Annotated in this window: 13 protein-coding genes; 5 read left to right on the top strand and 8 right to left on the bottom strand. The window is 61.8% G+C overall.

Going from position 1 to position 17,102, the window contains the following annotated elements; all coding sequences use genetic code 11:
- Positions 1 to 141: 141 nt before the first annotated feature.
- From exbB to LQ231_RS19050, 4 genes are all read left to right on the top strand, one after another.
- The gene (gene exbB, locus LQ231_RS19065; protein ID WP_230172993.1) at positions 142 to 1,302 is read left to right on the top strand and encodes a tonB-system energizer ExbB; all 1,161 of its coding nucleotides are present in this window, start codon (positions 142 to 144) and stop codon (positions 1,300 to 1,302) included.
- A gap of 4 nt (positions 1,303 to 1,306) precedes the next feature.
- Complete coding sequence (gene exbD / locus LQ231_RS19060; protein WP_113144151.1) at positions 1,307 to 1,780, top strand: TonB system transport protein ExbD; 474 nt, start codon at positions 1,307 to 1,309, stop codon at positions 1,778 to 1,780.
- Positions 1,777 to 2,712 carry an energy transducer TonB gene (locus LQ231_RS19055; RefSeq protein WP_230172992.1) on the top strand — a complete coding sequence of 312 codons (936 nt, stop codon included), beginning with the start codon at positions 1,777 to 1,779 and terminating at the stop codon, positions 2,710 to 2,712. Before exbD ends, LQ231_RS19055 begins: the two co-directional genes overlap by 4 nt.
- 76 nt (positions 2,713 to 2,788) lie before the next feature.
- A complete protein-coding gene (locus tag LQ231_RS19050) occupies positions 2,789 to 3,247 on the top strand; it encodes a hypothetical protein (protein WP_230172991.1) in 459 nt (152 codons plus the stop codon).
- On the opposite strand, the gene LQ231_RS19045 is transcribed toward LQ231_RS19050, so the two are convergent.
- From LQ231_RS19045 to LQ231_RS19035, 3 genes are all read right to left on the bottom strand, one after another.
- Positions 3,244 to 4,785 carry a bifunctional aminoglycoside phosphotransferase/ATP-binding protein gene (locus tag LQ231_RS19045; protein WP_230172990.1) on the bottom strand — a complete coding sequence of 514 codons (1,542 nt, stop codon included), beginning with the start codon at positions 4,783 to 4,785 and terminating at the stop codon, positions 3,244 to 3,246. The two genes, LQ231_RS19050 and LQ231_RS19045, sit on opposite strands and share 4 nt — an antisense overlap.
- 137 nt (positions 4,786 to 4,922) lie before the next feature.
- Positions 4,923 to 6,464: an aldehyde dehydrogenase family protein gene (locus tag LQ231_RS19040; protein ID WP_230172988.1), complete on the bottom strand. Its 1,542-nt coding sequence runs from the start codon at positions 6,462 to 6,464 to the stop codon at positions 4,923 to 4,925.
- Between the two features lie 38 nt (positions 6,465 to 6,502).
- Positions 6,503 to 7,798, bottom strand: coding sequence for an FAD-binding oxidoreductase (locus LQ231_RS19035; RefSeq protein ID WP_230172986.1), 1,296 nt, complete (start codon positions 7,796 to 7,798; stop codon positions 6,503 to 6,505).
- Between the two features lie 186 nt (positions 7,799 to 7,984).
- Between LQ231_RS19035 and LQ231_RS19030 the strand changes: the two genes are divergently transcribed.
- Positions 7,985 to 8,884: a LysR family transcriptional regulator gene (locus LQ231_RS19030; protein WP_230172985.1), complete on the top strand. Its 900-nt coding sequence runs from the start codon at positions 7,985 to 7,987 to the stop codon at positions 8,882 to 8,884.
- On the opposite strand, the gene LQ231_RS19025 is transcribed toward LQ231_RS19030, so the two are convergent.
- From LQ231_RS19025 to LQ231_RS19005, 5 genes are all read right to left on the bottom strand, one after another.
- Positions 8,881 to 9,303, bottom strand: a complete 423-nt coding sequence (locus tag LQ231_RS19025) for a DUF3307 domain-containing protein (RefSeq protein WP_230172984.1) — start codon at positions 9,301 to 9,303, stop codon at positions 8,881 to 8,883. The two genes, LQ231_RS19030 and LQ231_RS19025, sit on opposite strands and share 4 nt — an antisense overlap.
- A 172-nt stretch (positions 9,304 to 9,475) precedes the next feature.
- Complete coding sequence (locus tag LQ231_RS19020; protein ID WP_230172983.1) at positions 9,476 to 12,403, bottom strand: aminotransferase; 2,928 nt, start codon at positions 12,401 to 12,403, stop codon at positions 9,476 to 9,478.
- 156 nt (positions 12,404 to 12,559) lie between these two features.
- Positions 12,560 to 13,444, bottom strand: coding sequence for a formyltetrahydrofolate deformylase (gene purU, locus LQ231_RS19015; RefSeq protein WP_007596709.1), 885 nt, complete (start codon positions 13,442 to 13,444; stop codon positions 12,560 to 12,562).
- A 207-nt stretch (positions 13,445 to 13,651) separates the two neighbouring features.
- Positions 13,652 to 16,126 (bottom strand): glycoside hydrolase family 2 protein, encoded by a 2,475-nt coding sequence (locus tag LQ231_RS19010; protein ID WP_230172982.1) that lies wholly within the window; start codon positions 16,124 to 16,126, stop codon positions 13,652 to 13,654.
- 10 nt (positions 16,127 to 16,136) lie between these two features.
- Complete coding sequence (locus LQ231_RS19005) at positions 16,137 to 17,102, bottom strand: DUF1839 family protein (RefSeq protein ID WP_230172981.1); 966 nt, start codon at positions 17,100 to 17,102, stop codon at positions 16,137 to 16,139.

Here is a 17,102-nt window from a genome sequence, read left to right as displayed (position 1 = left end):
GCAATTGTCCGCTTTTTTGGGTGGCCTCCGTCATTATTACTTGTCACAACTTGTCATGTTTATTAAGGAGAGGCTGCGCATGCGGCACGGCTCTAGCCATGCTGTCCTTTTTAGCACCGATTCACTTATAGGGAGCTCCCAATGCCTCTCACTCATTCGGGACCCTCGATCAAAATTATTGGTCTGGCGATGATGGTCGGCCTTGCGGCGAACACGGCCGCTTTGTCGCAGGAGAGCGGCGCGCCAGTGGTGACGCCGCCTGTCGCATCTGACCAAGGTTCGCCGTCGACCCCCGCCGTTCCTTCTGCCGCACAGAATTCCGCACCCGACACAGCTGGCTCGTCGCCCGACGCACTGTCACCGTCTGGCGTCCCCGCTACGGATACGCCAACCACAGTGCCGGTCACGCCGCAAACGGCAGCGCCCGTGGCCACTTCACCAGCGACAGGGCCTAGCGCCAATACACCCACGCAAGCGCCGGTTCTCGGCCAACCGGCGGACAGCGCTGCGGAGCCTGCTCTGGCTCAGCCGGCGCCCGTCGACGCCGTCGCTCCCTCGGATGCAGCGGCCGAGGCGATCCTGCCGCACGACCTATCGCCCTATGGCATGTTCATGGCGGCGGACTGGGTGGTCAAGGCGGTCATGCTGTCGCTGGCTTTCGCCTCGCTCGTCACCTGGACTGTCTGGGTTGCCAAGACATTACAGCTGTTTGGCGCCAGGCAGCGCGCCAATCGGGGACTGAAGGCCGTGGTCAAGGCCCGCTCGCTGCAGGATGCCCTGATCGCGCTTGAGCGCCGTGGCGGCGTCGTCGCCTCCATGGTCCGCGCGGCCAAGCATGAAATGTCTCTTTCGGACGCAGCGATCGATCATGCCGGTGGTGCCGGTGTGAAGGAGCGCGTGTCGTCGGCGCTGGGCCGGATCGAAGCCCGCGCCGGGCGGCAGATGGCCAAGGGTACCGGCGTGCTGGCCAGTATTGGCTCGACTGCACCGTTTGTCGGCCTGTTCGGTACGGTCTGGGGCATCATGAATTCGTTCATCGGCATTGCCGAAACCCAAACGACCAATCTGGCAGTCGTTGCACCCGGTATCGCGGAGGCCCTGCTTGCGACCGCCGTCGGTCTGGTCGCCGCCATTCCGGCGGTCATCATCTACAACGTCTTTGCCCGTTCGGTGACCGGCTATCGGCAGTTGCTGTCCGATGCATCGGCGGGGATCGAGCGCCTGATCAGCCGCGACCTGGATTTCCGCAAGACTGCGCTGCGGGATCCGCGTTCCGATAAGATGACGCTGGCTGCGGAGTAAGGTCATGGCAGGCGGTATTCGCGACAACAATTCGGGTGATGATCTCAGCGAAAATCATGAGATCAACGTCACGCCGTTCATCGACGTCATGCTGGTTCTGCTGATCATCTTCATGGTGGCGGCACCGCTCTCGACCGTCGATGTCAATGTCGACCTGCCTGCTTCTACGGCCAAGCCGGCGCAGCGTCCCGATGAGCCGGTCTATGTGACTTTGAAAGGCGATATGAGCCTGGCGCTCGGCAATGATGTGGTGACGCGTGAGGCACTTGGCGGCGCTCTTGACCGCCTGACAACCGGCAACAAGGATGCGCGCATCTTCCTGCGTGCCGACAAGACGGTCGACTACGGCAACTTCATGGAAGTGATGAACCTGCTGCGCGACTCGGGTTATCTCAAGATTGCCCTGGTCGGGCTTGAGACCCTGCCGATGCCGCAGAGCGCGGACGAGGGCACGGCCGTGGCGGAGCCGCAACCATGAACATCCATGGCGAGCAGCGGTCTCGCGGACGAGTGATTGGCGAATGGCTATTGTGGACGACGGCAGGACTGACGGTTCTTGCGGCTCATGCCGGTGCTGTTGCGCTGATGCTGCGTGAGCCGCCGATCGAGCTTGCCGATGGAGCCCCGCCTGCCGCCATCATGATCGAACTGGCGCCGGAGCCGGAAGCCGTGATCACCGAGGAAACCGAGGTTTCGAGCGAAACGGTCGATGCCGAGGAAATCAAGACGGCATCGAACGAACCCTTGCCGGAACCCATGGAAGAGCCGCCGGTTCAGCCCTTGCCGGAACCGCCGCCACCTGAACCTGTCGTCGAGGAAGAGGTGGTCGAGCAGATAGTCGAGCCACCACCTGTGGTCCCCGAACCTTTGCCGGAGCCGGTCGAGGAAATCGATCCGATCGACGAGATGGTGATGGCGCAACTCGAGAATGTCGAGGTGCCGATTCCTATGATGCGTCCACCGGTACCAGAGCCGGCGGTGGAGAAAAAGCAGGAAACCAAGCCAAAGAAGGTGGTGAAGAAGCGACAGGCACCGCCTGCATCTCAAGCCGCGCGTCAGGCCAAGGCAGACGTCACCCAATCCAACCGCAATGCGGCCCAGGCGGTCAGCAGCGGGGCCGGACGCAGCGTTACGCCGGCCAAATGGCAGTCACGCTTGATGTCACACCTCGAGCGGCGGAAAAAATATCCGTCGGAAGCGCGCAGCAATCGCGAAGAAGGCACGGTCTATGTGCGCTTCCGGATCGATGATTCCGGCAATGTGCTCTCGGTATCCCTGTCGCGTTCGTCCGGTTATCCGTCACTCGACAATGCTGTCCTGGCCATGGTGCAGAAAGCATCTCCGGTCCCGGCCCCACCGCCAGGCGTCAACAAGACGATCACGGCTCCCGTGCGTTTCAATATTCGCTAGATTTATATTTGCTGACTTGTGCCGGCTTTCCTGTTCATCCAGTCTGGGGGGATCAGGGAATGTGGACGAGGTCCGAATGAATTTGCTGCAGGCGTATGAAGCTGACTATGCGCTGATCGAAAGCTGGCTGGATGAAGTCTTTCCGAGGGCCTGTGTTGATGCGAGGCTTGCGATTGCTCCCGATGTCCCTCCGCGCCATGTGACGGCAGTTTCGCGCGACGAACGCTGGTGGCGGATTGATGAGGGTGATGGCTTAGAGGCGGCGTTGCTGGTCCATGCCAATACCACGCGCTGTACTGTGGTCGTGCTTGCCGGCGCTTCGGTCCCGGCAACGTCCCTTGCAGACAAGGTGGCGGCGACCACTGTCGGAGCGAGAGAGATCGGCTGGCGCTTTCATGCGGTCGACAGTCACAGGCTGGTCTGCTTTTTCGATGAGATGGAACTCGGCGCCTCCGCCGGGCGCAATGGCAGCTGGGTGGCGCGTGATCTGGCCCGCATGCTGCGCTGGCTGCTGTCTGACGGCACGGCCTTTTAGCCTATCTTTGAAGTCTGGGCGTCGATCCTGGATTTGATCTCATCAACGAGAGCGTTGATCGCGCATGTAGCATCGAGCTGGTGCCAGGTGATGGCGCCGGCTTCATGGGTGAGTTGCAGATCCAGAACATCGGTCGTGGCATCGGAATCGCCCTTGGGCCTTGCCGCGATCCGCGCCCGCAAGATTTCTGCATCGGCCATCAGCCAGATGCCGATAAACGGCACCTTGCATTCGGTGGCCATGGCTTCGATCGCCTGGCGGTCAGTCTGGCGGTCGAACACGGCGTTGACCAGGACGCAGCCTCCGGCCGACACGATGGCATGCGCCTTTTCGTTCAACTGGTCGTAGACCTTGCGGGAGATTTCCGGGCGATAGGCCTCGGGCGGAAGGGTTTCGCTGTGGTTGGTGGAAAACATCGCCTTGCGAATACGGTCGCTCTCGAGAATGCGTGCGCCAGGCGGTGCGCCGAAGACCGGCGCCAGGGCTTCGGCGAGCGTTGATTTGCCCGAGCCGCTGAAGCCGCCAATCGCCACGAGACACGGCCTGGTGTCGGCGAGCAGTTCGTCCGCGAGGTGGAAGTAGAAGAGTGCGTTGGCCTTTGCCGCCCCTGAGGCGTCACCGATTTCGGCGATCTGGGTGGCGGTCACATGGGCGCGAACGGTGGCGCGAACTGCCATGAAGAACGGCAATAGGGCGAAGCCGGCATCATCGCCGGTGCGATCAAGATAGCGATTGACGACGACATTGGCCAAGTGTGGAAAGTCGCGGTGCCAGAGATCCATCAACAGGAAAGCGAGGTCATAGAGTACGTCGCAGGTGGCGATCTTCTCGTTGAAGTCGATGCAGTCGAACATGCGCGGCCCTTCGGGGCCGAGGAAGAGATTGCGCAGATGCAGATCGCCATGGCAGAGCCGGACCTGTCCCTGTCTCTCCCTCTGATCCAGCAGGGTCGCATATTGGGTCCAGGCATGCCGGAATGCCGATGTCAGGTCTGCGAGTGCGGCTGGCTCGAATATGGCGCCGGTGGCAAAGCCTGCCTCGTTGATGTCGAGCACGCCGGCCATGTTCGCCGCGCCACGTTCGGCGTGACTGACCGGAGCACCCTTGTGAAAGGCGGCGATGCGTTCGGCGGTTTCTTCCATAAGCGCTGCCGTCAGTCGTCCGTCAGCGGCCATGCGGTCAAAGAGGTCGGCCTGCGCAAATCGCGCCATCTCGACCACATGGTCGAGCGGCGTGCCTTCGCCGCCGAAATGCAAGGTGCCATCCGCCGCCTGCACGATTGTCCGAACGCCGAGATAGATTTCCGGCGCAGCCCGGCCATTGAGCTCAAGCTCGCGTTCACAGAAATGGTGACGCAGGGCGCAGGACGAAAAATCGGCATAAGGCAGTTTGACGGCGCGCTTCAGCTTGAAGGCACGGTCGCCGACCAGAAAGACGATCGATATGTGGGTTTCGATGATTTCGACGGGATCCGAGGTGGCATAACTTTCAGGTCTGCTGAGAAAGGCTATGACGGCTGATTGGTCCTGGATCTCCATGCACGCACCTGCAAACGCATTCCGATTGCCGGAGCTTCGCCGATTTTCGCGTCGATGGCCAGAGCAGCCTGCTGTGACCTTCGTTCAATGGAGAAGCGGGGCCGGCAGCGCAGATGCACAGCCGGCCCGTTTGTTGATTATTCGATGTCGAACTTGACGCCCTGGGCGAGCGGCAGGGTGCGGCCGTAGTTGATGGTGTTGGTCGCGCGGCGCATATAGGCCTTCCAGCTGTCCGAGCCGGATTCACGGCCGCCGCCGGTTTCCTTCTCGCCACCGAATGCGCCGCCGATTTCCGCACCGGATGGGCCGATATTGACGTTGGCGATACCGCAATCGGAGCCACGGTCGGAAACGAAGGCTTCGGCTTCGCGAATGTCATTGGTGAAGATCGACGAGGACAGGCCCTGCGGAACAGCGTTGTTCAGCGCCAGCGCTTCGTCGAAGTCCTTGTATTTGATGACATAGAGGATCGGGGCGAAGGTTTCGTCGACGACCGGGCCTGTCTGTTCCGGCATTTCCACCAGGGACGGGCGAACGTAGTAGGCGTCCTGTGCTTCGTCCGCGAGCGCACGCTCACCACCCGAGACCTTGCCGCCGGCGGCCTTGGCAGCATCGAGGGCCTTCTGCATGCGCTCATAGGCGCCCTTGTCGATCAGCGGGCCGACCAGCTTGCCGGTTTCCAGCGGATTGCCGATGGTGACCGAGCCATAGGCCTTGATCAGGCGCGGAACGAGCGTGTCGTAGATGCTTTCGTGGACGAAGAGACGGCGCAGCGATGTGCAGCGCTGGCCGGCGGTGCCCATGGCGGCAAAAGCGACGCCACGCAGGGTCAGGTCGAGGTCGGCGCTCGGGGCAACGATGGCCGCGTTGTTACCGCCAAGCTCAAGGATGCTGCGGCCGAAGCGTTGCGCGACGCGCGGGCCGACGGTGCGACCCATGGCGGTGGAGCCGGTGGCGGAGATCAGCGGGACCTTCGGGTTGTCGACGAGGACCTCGCCGATGTCGCGACCGCCGATCAGAAGCGTCGAGAGATTGACTGGTGCCTTGCCGCCCTGGGCGACATAGCGCTTCACGGCCTTTTCGAAGATCGCCTGGGTGGCAATGGCAGTGAGAGGTGTCTTTTCCGACGGCTTCCAGACTGTGGAATTTCCGCAGACAAGAGCGAGGGCTGCGTTCCACGACCAGACGGCCACGGGGAAGTTGAAGGCCGAGATGATGCCGGTGACACCGAGCGGATGCCAGGTTTCCATCATGCGGTGCTCGGAGCGCTCGGTGGCGATCGTCAGACCGTAGAGCTGGCGCGACAGGCCGACGGCGAAATCGCAGATGTCGATCATTTCCTGGACTTCGCCCAGGCCCTCAGACGTCACCTTGCCGACTTCGATCGACACGAGGCGGCCAAGCGCATCCTTGGCGGCGCGCAGTTCCTCGCCGAGCAGGCGGATCAGTTCACCACGCTGCGGTGCCGGAACGAGGCGCCATTCAAGAAATGCCTGGTGCGCAGCATCGATAGCTTTCTTCGTGTCGGCGGCCGAGATTTCGACGAGGGCGGCGAGCTTTTCGCCATTGATCGGCGAACGGACGGTGAGCGTGCCGCCTTCGAGCGCCTTGGCGTCGACGCCAAAGGTTGCCATCAGCGAGACGGTTTCTGCCGCAAGGTTGAGGTTTGCGAGGGTCATGGTGGTCCTTCCGTCAGGTCTTTTCAGATCGAGTGAGTTCAAAATCGTGCGCCGGCCAGATGCGCCACCTGGGCGCCGGCTTCGTACCATGCTTCCTTCAGGGTGCGGAAGGCAGGCGCTTCCGGATCGGTCAGTGGCAGCGGCAATTGCTCTTCGTTGATCTGGCCGAGAATGTGGCTTGCGAGCGTCTTGCCGAAGACGGTGCCGGGTGCGATGCCGCGGCCGTTGTAGCCGGAAAATCCGATGACGCCGGGAGCGAATTTGTGGAACCGCGGCAGGGCATTGCTGGTCATGCCGATCTTGCCATACCATTCGCATTCAAAGGCGATGTCGCCGATCTGCGGGAAAATCGACTTCAATGCGCGGCGAGCCCAGGCTTTATGGACGGCAAGTCCGGTGCCGCGCAAGGCTCCGACACTGCCGAACACCAGACGTCCCGCCTGGTCCATGCGAAACGAGGACAGGATGTCCTTGGTGTCCCAGCAGCCCTGGCGTTCCGCAAGAATTGTCTTGCGCAGATTGTCGCTGAGCGGAACGGTGGCGAAATTGAAATAGGGCAGGTGAACCTGTTCCTCGCGCACGGCCTTGAACGGGCCTTCGCTATAGGCATCGGTCGCAACGATCACCCATTGCGCCGTGACGCTGCCATCGGCGGTCGCAACGCGCCAGCCACTGCCGTGCGCGTCATCATGACGTTCATAGCCCGTGACGGGGCTCGATGTGTGTAGCGTGGCGCCTGCTTTCATCGCGGCCGTTGCCAGGCCGCGGGCATAGGCGAGGGGTTGCAAAGTGCCTGCCCGTTTGTCGAGCAACGAGCCGGCATAAACGCCGGTGCCGATCTTGCGCTCCGTTTCGCTGGCGTTCAGCAGCTCTACCGGCGCGCCGCGACGCTGCCATTGTTCGGCGCGGGCTTCGATTTCCTTCTGGCCATTGGTTCCGACCGCACAATGCAGCGTGCCAGCGCGCTCGAGTTCGCAGGAAATGGCGTGGCGGTCGATGATGTCCATCACGGCGCCGGGACCATTGCCGAGTAGATCCAGCAGGCGTTCGCCATGGACTGCACCCAGTTCGCCGGGCAGATCGTCGGGCATGACCCACATGCCGGCATTGATCAATCCGACATTGCGTCCCGCACCGCCGAAACCGATTTCCTTGCCTTCGAGCAGGATAACGCTCGTGCCGCTTTCGGCGAGATGCAAGGCGGTAGACAGGCCGGTATAGCCGCCGCCGACGATGACAACGTCGGCCTTGTGGTCGCCGACCAGCTTCCTCGTCTTCGGGGCGGCCGGAGCGGTCTTTTCCCAAAGACCGTGGGATCGCGGATCATTCAGCATGGCGGGCCTTGGGGTCAGCAGGTGTGGCGTCGGTCGGAGGTGGAAAGCCGGGTCGAAAATGTCGAGATCCGTCTGCGGATTCTTGGTGACATCATTCCGATCCGTACAGTCCTGAGATATTTAGAAGAGGAAACTAACGCGTTCCAGCGATAATTACTCAAGAGATCATTCCCAAAAGGCATAACCATGCTGTCACCCCGGCGCTTTCTTCCGTCTTTGTCCTTGCTTACGGCATTCGAGGCCGCCGCCCGGACCGGCAGTATCACTGCGGCAGCGCGCGAGCTTGACCTGACCCAAAGCGCGGTCAGCCGCCAGATCAAGGCGCTGGAGAACCAGATCGGCGTCGAACTCTTCCTGCGCGAACGCCAGACGATACGGCTGACCATGGCTGGTGAAAGCTACGCGCGCGAAATCCGCGAGGCCCTGCGGCGGATTTCCAGCGCATCGCTGAACCTGCGCGCCAATCCGAACGGCGGCACGCTGAACCTGGCCATTCTGCCGACCTTCGGCGCGCGCTGGCTTGCTCCGCGCCTCGGCCAGTTCCTGGCCGCCAATCCGGGCATCAGGATCAATCTGGTGACCCGGCTTTCGCCGTTCGATTTTCGGCTGGATTCAATCGATGCGGCCATTCATTTCGGCGATCCGGTCTGGCCGGGCGCCGAACTTACGTTCCTGATGCAGGAAAAAACCTTGCCGGCCTGCAGTCCGCAATTCCGGCAAGCGCATGGCATTGCCGAGCCGGCGGATCTGTTGTCGGTGCCACTTCTGCATCTGACCACCCGGCCGGATGCGTGGGAGCGCTGGTTCACCGAAAACGGCGTCGGTTTCGACAGTGTGCACGGCATGCTGTTCGACCAGTTCGCGACCGCGTCGCAGGCGGCCATCGGCGGACTGGGCGTCGCACTTTTGCCGACATTCCTGATCCAGGATGAGTTGAAGCGCGGAGAACTGGTGGCGGCAGTGGATCGCCCGATGCAGAGCGCTCAGCGCTACTATCTCGCATTTCCGCGGGAACGGGCGGCCTATCCGCCACTGGTCAAGTTCCGCGAGTGGATCGTCGGGGAACTGGCCAACACTGCGAGTTAGAACTGGGCGGCCAGGCTCGCAGTCTTCGTTGCGGCAAGCAGGAGGACGAAGCCGAGATGGGTCAGATGATGCAGCGTCTGGTCGATGCCGAGCAGCCACCAGAAACAGGAGCGGTCCGGCGTCATGGTCATGTGCAACTGGATCCGCGCTTTGCCGCGATCGATCAGGCCGTGAATGACGATATCGACAAGGGCAAGCCACGCGAGGCTGGGGGCGATTGCCAGCGTGATCAGCAGGGTTCCCAGCCCATGGATCGCGACATGAAGTGTCAGCGGAAAAACCCAGCCTTGCGGACGTTCCTTGCCTTTGGCCATCCAGGCCGTCTGCAGCATGAAATCAGCCACCCATTGCTTGATGAGGAACAGGACGAGGCCCCAGACCATCCAATGGGTCGATATTTGCTCGGGCAGGGTGGGCATGCTGTGTCCTTCGCCATGTCGGTCAGAGATGACGATAGACCACAGTTTAAAGCGCTGTGAAGATCGCTTTTCGTTTTGTCTGGTTCTAGCTTTTCGCTTTGTTTCGCCGACCAGCGCATTTCGCTGCGCTCTGTTAGGCGGTTGGCAGCATTTGATGAACCGCCTTTCCGGCCTACCAGCCCTCGGAAAGCACCTTTTCCAGCATGTCTGCGAAGAAGTCGGCGCTTTCGGTGGCGAGGCAGAGCGGCGGCTTTATTTTCAGAACGTTAAGATGATCGCCCGTGGGTTGCATGATGACACCCAGATCCAGCAACCTGTCGCATATGTTCGCCGTCTCCTCGGTCGCCGGTTCGAGCGTTTCGCGGTCGCGGACAAATTCGAGGCCGAGATAGAGTCCCATTCCGTGGACGGCGCCGACAAGGGGAAAACGCTGGCCAAGTGCCTCAAGCCGCCGCTTCAGGTGATCGCCGACGTCGCGGGCATTCTGCTGCAGATTTTCGTCTGCCATGATGTCGAGCACGGTCATGCCAACGACGCAACTAACCGGACTGCCACCCGACGAGGAGAAGAAATAGCCATCCTTTTCAAGGCTGTCGGCAATGTCGCGGCGGGTGATGACGGCGCCAAGCGGTTGGCCGTTGCCCATGCCCTTGGCGATGGTGATGATGTCGGGAACGACGCCCTGCTGTTCGAAGCCCCAGAAATGGTGGCCCAGGCGGCCATAGCCGACCTGGATCTCATCAGCGATGCAAACACCGCCACGTGCGCGGATGGCAGCATAGACCTGCTGAAGATAGCCGGCAGGCAGCGGAATACCGCCGGCATTGCCATAGACGCTTTCGGCGATGAAGCCGGCAAGACCCTGACCGCTTTCCTCGATTGCTGCGAGTTTGTCTTCCACCGCTGTCACATAGCCTTCGGTTGCGTTCTCGCCACGGAATTTGCCACGGTATGTGTTGGGTGACAGGACCGGATGCACCCAGTTGGGTCGGGTTTCCAGCGCACGTGGATTGTCGGCAATCGAGGTCGAGACGGCGTCGCTGGCGACCGTCCAGCCGTGGTAGGCCTCGAGCAGGCTGACGATATTGCGGTGGCCGCTGTGCGCCCAGGCCAGCCGGAGTGCCAGATCCACGGCTTCGGAGCCGCTGTTGACCAGGAAGACCGTGTCGAGGCCATCGGGCGCGAGCGCTGCAAGGCGATCGGAGAACTCGGCGACAGCCGCATAGTGGAAACGGGAATTGGTGTTGAGCATCGACCATTGCCGGCCCGCGGCTGCGGCAAGCTTCGGGTGTCCATGGCCGAGAATGGTGACATTGTTGACCATGTCCAGATAGGACCTGCCCTGCACGTCGAACATATGCTCCTTCCAGCCACGCTCGATCTGCGGCGGATCGGCATAGTAGTTCTTCTGCGGCTTGGCGAAACTCTTCTGCCGGCGTATGAGCAAGGCATCGCTTTGCAGGTCGGGTGCATCGACCCCGACGCCCAGCATCAGGGAGGGTGACGGGCAGATCTTGCGCCAGACTTCGCTCTGGTGTGGTTTGGCAAACAGCGGCGGAACAAGGTCGGGGTCGCGGCAAAGTTGGACCCGTAGTCCGCCAATGCCGCCCACAGCCCCTGCAACGACACCGATGCTGTCGCCGGCATTTACAGCCGTGCCGTCGTCTAGGCCGCAGTCGATGCCATCGAGATGCAGGGATACATTCTGGCTCGACAGGATGAGATGGTGGCCGTCGCGGATGATGGTCGCATCGAAAGGGGCGACTGCTTCGGTCGCAGCCGGCAGGCAGATGTCGATGTGAAGCGCGAAGGTTGCCGGCGCTGTGGCAGACAGGGTGCGGGTATAGGAGAGGCGGTATTCGCCATACCGTGTCGAGGCAATGCCGGTTTCAGCGGCGGCGCGGGCCAGCAGCTTCCAGTCGATTTCCTGATCGGCCCAGTTGTCACGCACGAGATCGGGGCTTGTCACGCTGAGGTCGGTCAGGCGCATCTGATCAGGGGTGACGCCCGGCAGCAGCGGATGGGCGAAGACAAGTTCGGGGCCCGTCAGTTCAAAACCGGCTGCCTTGAGGATCGCCGTTTCCATCAAGGAGAACGGGGCGGAGGTCGCGACCTCAAACATTTCCCGCTCATGGGCCGCATTGCCGATGACGTATTCATTGTCGGGATCGATGGCCAGTTGCTGCTCTGTGCTGGCGACGAGAACGCCGGACCGGGCGACGATCAGCGGCCAGAGCGCCATGAGTTCTTCCTTGGTTAGCGGGTAGCGCTCCTGGAAAGCGGTGACGGCTGGCAGGATGTAGAAAGGATCGCCATCGGCGTGATGCAGCAGTGCCGTGCAGGTCACGGCCAGATCGGCGACCAGCCAGCCGTTGAGGATGTCGCCGAAATCGATGACGCCATCGGGGATCAGACGACCATTGGCATTGCGGCGGCTGACCACATTGTCGTCGGTGATGTCGTGGTGGATGGGCTGAATGCGCAGGCTGGCTGCCAGTGGCTGGATATGCTTGACCGCAACGATCATCGCCTTGGCAATCTGGTCGCGGCGCTTGTGGTCGGTTACGGATTTCAGCAGATGCAGGGCGACAGGGCCGGCCCGGCGGAGATCCCATTGCAAATTGCGCTCCAGGCCCGGATGGGAAAAATCCCGCAGGCCGCGCGCGACCGAGGCCGCGACATCGCCGAATGCGGCAACGACTTCCGGCGCCAAGTGCTTGTGGCGGGTGAGAGGCTCACCATCAAGATAGGTCAGCACGCGGGCGCGGTAGTCCTCCCCATTGACCTTCACGGAGAGTATTTCCTCTCCGGTGAGGGCCGGTATCAACTCGGGAACACGCAGATCGAGACCGCATTGGGCGAGATGGCGCATCGCTTCGTTCTGCGCCTCAAGCTCGTCGCCAGCATATTCCGCACGGCAAATCTTCAGGACGAAACGCTCAGGCCCGGTATCGATCAGATAGTTGCGGTCCTGCTGGCTGCCCAATTCTCGGATCGGCCCGTTGAAGCCATACATATCGCTCAGGAGACGGGTCGCATCGGCTTCCGAAAAATTCGGACGTGGAAGCTCGGTACGCTGGAAGAGAGCGGAATCGGCCATGCTTGTTTCCCTCGGAATCACAATCGAGAGATTAGCAGAGCACAGCCTAGCGTCTATCCCGCTCATGCAGCCGCTGACGAGGGCCGAATGTGCTGCATGTGGCGACGATCAAGCCGGTTGCAGAGGCGCAATGCGCCCCTGCAGGGATGGACTGCCTCAGCCCATGCGCTCGGAGGCGTATGAGCCGGGGCTCGCGGGGAAGACGACGGTGCGGTTGCCGTTGATGAAGGTGCGATGGTGAATATGGGCGTGGATGGCGCGGGCCAGTACCTGGCTTTCGACATCGCGGCCGATCGAGACGTAATCCTCCGAAGACTGGGCGTGCGTAATCCGGGCGACGTCCTGCTCGATGATCGGACCTTCATCGAGATCGGCGGTGACGTAGTGTGCGGTGGCACCGATCAACTTCACGCCGCGTTCGAATGCCTGCTTGTACGGGTTCGCGCCCTTGAAGCTGGGCAGGAAGGAGTGGTGGATGTTGATGATCCGACCCGACATTTTCTGGCACATCTGGTCGGACAGGATCTGCATGTAGCGGGCGAGAACGATCAGCTCGGTGCCGCTCTGCTCGACGATGGCCATGATGCGGGCTTCGGCTTCCGGCTTGTTGGCCTTGGTCACCGGAATGTGGTGAAACGGGATGTCGTGATTGACGACCACTTTTTGATAGTCGAAATGATTGGAGACGACGCCGACGATCTCGATCGGCAGGGCACCGATCTTCCAGCGATAGAGCAGGTCGTTGAGACAATGGCCGAAGCGCGAGACCATCAGCATGACTTTCATGCGATGGGTGCTGTCATGCATCTCGGCGGTCATGCCGAATTTCTCGGCGATCGGCGCAAAGCCCTGGTCGAGTTCGGCACGGCTGGTGCCTTCTTCCGAGATGAACGAGACGCGCATGAAAAACATGCCGGTTTCAAGGTCGTCGAACTGCGATGAGTCGACGATATTGCAACCCTTGCCGGCTAGATAGCCAGAGATCGCGGCGACAATCCCGCGCGTCGACTGGCAGGAAACGGTCAATACATGGCTCGTCATAGGCTCTCTTCTCCTGGACCCGGGATGCGCCGTGTTGTCTATCGCAGTTGTGTCACACCGGAAAGTCCGGTGGATCGCATCTGGCACGTGTCTTCCCGCCTCGATGGTGCAAGCTTATGCGAGGCGAAGGAAAATTCCGTTCCCGTTGCGTCTTCGGCAAGCGCATCCCCGTCGTTGTTTGACGTGAGTGCTTGCCGCACAATGGGATCAGGAGACGTGGTGGAGGTTGCCGCTGCCGAGCTGGCTGATCGTGCCGCTTGGCGCTTGCGTCGGCTCTGCTCCGTCGCGGGGCAAGAGCCGCAACCGGCGCGTCACGCCCGGAGCCAGGTGGAACCAGTCATCCTCGGCGCGGTGGTGTTCCAGGTCCAGATGGAGCGACTGGGCGAGAGTGCTGGAGGACAGTTCGAGCAGCCATGAGCCGCTTTCCTGAACCACTTTATGCTCGAAATTTGCCGCATGCATCGCCACAGCCCGTCCCAGCGGGAAATGGAAAGCCTCCGCCAGCAGCGCACCATCCGCAGAATAGAGTCTCGCAACGGTCACGTCATGCGATGGTGGGCCGAAACGGAAGGCATAGGTGGTGTCGAAGAAGGCACCAAACAGATCGGTTGCCGGAATATGCTGATTGCTGCGGGCAGCCAGTGTCAGGTCGCGTCTGCCGCTGACGACGGGTTGCCGGCCGTCGCGCAGGCACACCAGTTCCAGTGTTACCGGTTCGTCCTGCCCGCTTTCGTTGATGACATGCACGTCGAGACCATTGGTGCCTTCGTCGGTCAGCATTACCTGGAGCGGGCGGAACGCGCGTTTCAGCGCATACCAGACGGGCTTTGGCTCGCCTGTCGCATCGATCACGCCCCATCCGGGGCCGGCGGCCAGATCCTGCAAGGTCCATGTGAGTGCGCCGTGGCAAGACGATGCCGCCCGGCGCCATTCGGCATAGGTTTCGGTGACGACCTCGGCGGTCACGGCGCGAGACAGGTTCAGATATCGGCTGGCATCCTCGCGGCGCAGGCGTGCCGGATCGAAGCCGTAAAGATCCTGCAGATAGTGGTCGCGGACATCCTCGAAATCCCAGGATGCGCCGCGATCGCGGGGCACGCGGGCCTTCCAGCGCGGATCGTGAACGGGCGAGACCGGCAGATGGCTGTCGAGGGTGCGCTGTTGCGGGACATGGGCGAAGGCGAGGCTTTCGGCAGCAAAACGGACTTCGGCACGACGCGCGTCTTCCAGAGGTCGTTGATAGGCGCCGACCCCGTAATAGTGCGTGACGCCTTCGTTCGGCGAAAAAGGCATGGCGCCGCCGCAGGGCGAATTGGCCACATAGAGAACATCGGGACGAAGCGCGGCCGTCAGGTTCGCCAGCGTTTCGTTGAAGAGCGGGCCGTTCCAGCTGCGTTCGGGCAGGCCGAGCATGGCGCCCTGTTGGAAGATCTCGCTGCCGCCGCAGACGACGGCCAGCGAAGGATGTCCCTGGAGACTTTCCAGCAATTGCGTCACCTCCCGGTCGACATGAGCCGAGAAAGTCTCGTCAGCGGCCGGATAGTCGTAGTTGGCAAACATCAGGTCCTGCCAGACCATGATGCCGAGCTGGTCGCAGAGGCGAAAAAAATCCGGGCTCTCGTAGGTCATGGTGCCGCCGATGCGGATCATGTTCATGTTGGCTTCGGCCGCCTTCATCAGCCAGGGTGCGTAGGCTTCCGCCGTGCCCGGCAGGCGCAGGATATCCGCATTGGTCCATACCGAGCCACGGCAGAAGACGGATTGACCGTTGACCTTCAAGCCGAAGCCGTGGCCGTCTGCTCCGCTGTCGATCTCGATGCGGCGAAAGCCGACCAGGCCGAGGGAATGGGGTTTGCCATCGATGATCAGGCGAAGATCGTGCATGGCAGGGCGGCCATGGGTTCGCGGCCACCAGGCATCGACATTCGGGATCCGCAGAGCGACGGTCATCGTGCCGTCGGCAGGTACCGTGAGTTCAACACGTTTGCCACAGCACTCGATGGCTGCGTTTTCAGCCGCTCCCTGGAGACGGAAACTGGCGGCCAGCAGACCGCTACCGTCGGCGTCGAGATCGGCGTTGATGCGCAGGTCGAAGATCTGGTTTTCGCCGGTTCGGATCAGCACAATCGGCCGGAAGGGACCGACGGGTTGGACCTCCGGGCACCAGCCCGGCATATGGCCGAGAACAGTCGTACGGGTCAGGCGCAGCCCCTGATGGTCCATCATCTGCGGACGCCAGCGGGCGCGAGGCCCACGTTTGTCGAGATGCGGGGCCAGCGCGCGGAAGCAGATCGCCAGTTCGTCGCGGCCGGTGATCTCGAAGGCGAGATCGTTGGCTTCGAACATGCTTTCCGAGGATAGTCTGAGCTCGCCGTTCAGGTAGACTTCGGCAATGGTTGCCAGGCCTTCGAAACGAAGGATCGCCGGCCCCGGCGCTTCGCCCTCGAGCGAGCGGAAGTACCAAGCATCCTTGTCATGCAGCGGATGCGGCCGCGCAGGATCGAACAGACCGGCATCGGCCAGTGCGCCAGCGACGGTTCCCGGAACCGGGGCGGCAATGCGTGCGGCGGGACGGTGGATGCTTGTCGGATCTGCATGGCGGCCGGCTTCGGTGACCAGAAGCGTCCAGCCCATTTCCAGCGGGCGGATATCCGCTCCCAGATCGATCGTGCCCGCCGCCATATCTTATCCCTCAGCCGAGCCTTGCGCCCAGATCATCCATCAGCCGATCCCATGCTGCAATCGCAGGGTCAAGGGCTGTCGCCAGCGGTTCGAACTTCTTGCGGGCAATGGCGCGGGCAAGCTGGAACTGCGCGGTCTTCGCGCATTCGCTGATCTTCAGGGCCTCGATGATCGATGCTTCGTGTCCGGCGGCATCCAGCCATGCCAGATGGCTGGCTAGCAGTTCGAAATTGGCGCCGAACTGCCGAAGCGTGTTGAAGGCGTATTTGTGGAAATAACCGAAGGGCTTTTCGGCAACGACCTCGACCTGTCTCGGGAAAACGGCAGCAAAAGCGGCAATCGGATTGGCGTCCGGCCTGCGGATGAAGTGCCGTTTCAGCAGGCGGCTTGCGACGTCGCGCTGATGCGCATTCGTGGTTGCCTGCCCGGGGAACTTGGCGAATTCCGTATAGGGCAGGAACGGCAAGGCTCCTTCCGGCAGATCGTGCTGGAAGACACCGTCGAGATCCTCGCCCTGCAGCCGGAAAAAGCCGCCATTGTGGAAATAGTCCATCACCCGGCCGGCAAGATCCAGACGGTTGATGCCGACGGTCGTCTTGCCATGCTCGCTGTGATAGCCGACCCCTTGCGTGTCCGGCATGAAATAGCTGTCCATCTCGACGAGGCAGAGACGCCCGCGACCGATCTGCTCGGCAACGTGGCTCTCGACGCTGTCGAAGATGGCAAGCTCGGTGACCCGGATATCGTAGAGCTCCTCAAGGTCTTCCAACGGCACCTTGAAAAAGGTGAACTGGTCGCCCTCGAAATCCTGCGTCAGCGTGAAGCCAAGCATGGCCTCCGGCGCAAGCCCTTGCGCGGCGAGCACTTCGATCCACAGATCGACGTAGCAATTGGTCTCCGGCCACATGCGTTCGCTGGAATGGAGTGCATGTGGTTTGTAACTTGCCGGATCCAGTCCGGGAAAGACTGCTGTCAT

The sequence above is a fragment of the Rhizobium sp. CECT 9324 genome (assembly GCF_918741265.1).
In the GTDB taxonomy this organism is placed as follows: domain Bacteria; phylum Pseudomonadota; class Alphaproteobacteria; order Rhizobiales; family Rhizobiaceae; genus Allorhizobium.
The sequence above is the reverse complement of the archived record's forward strand: the minus strand, read 5'-3'. Positions and strand labels throughout refer to the sequence as shown.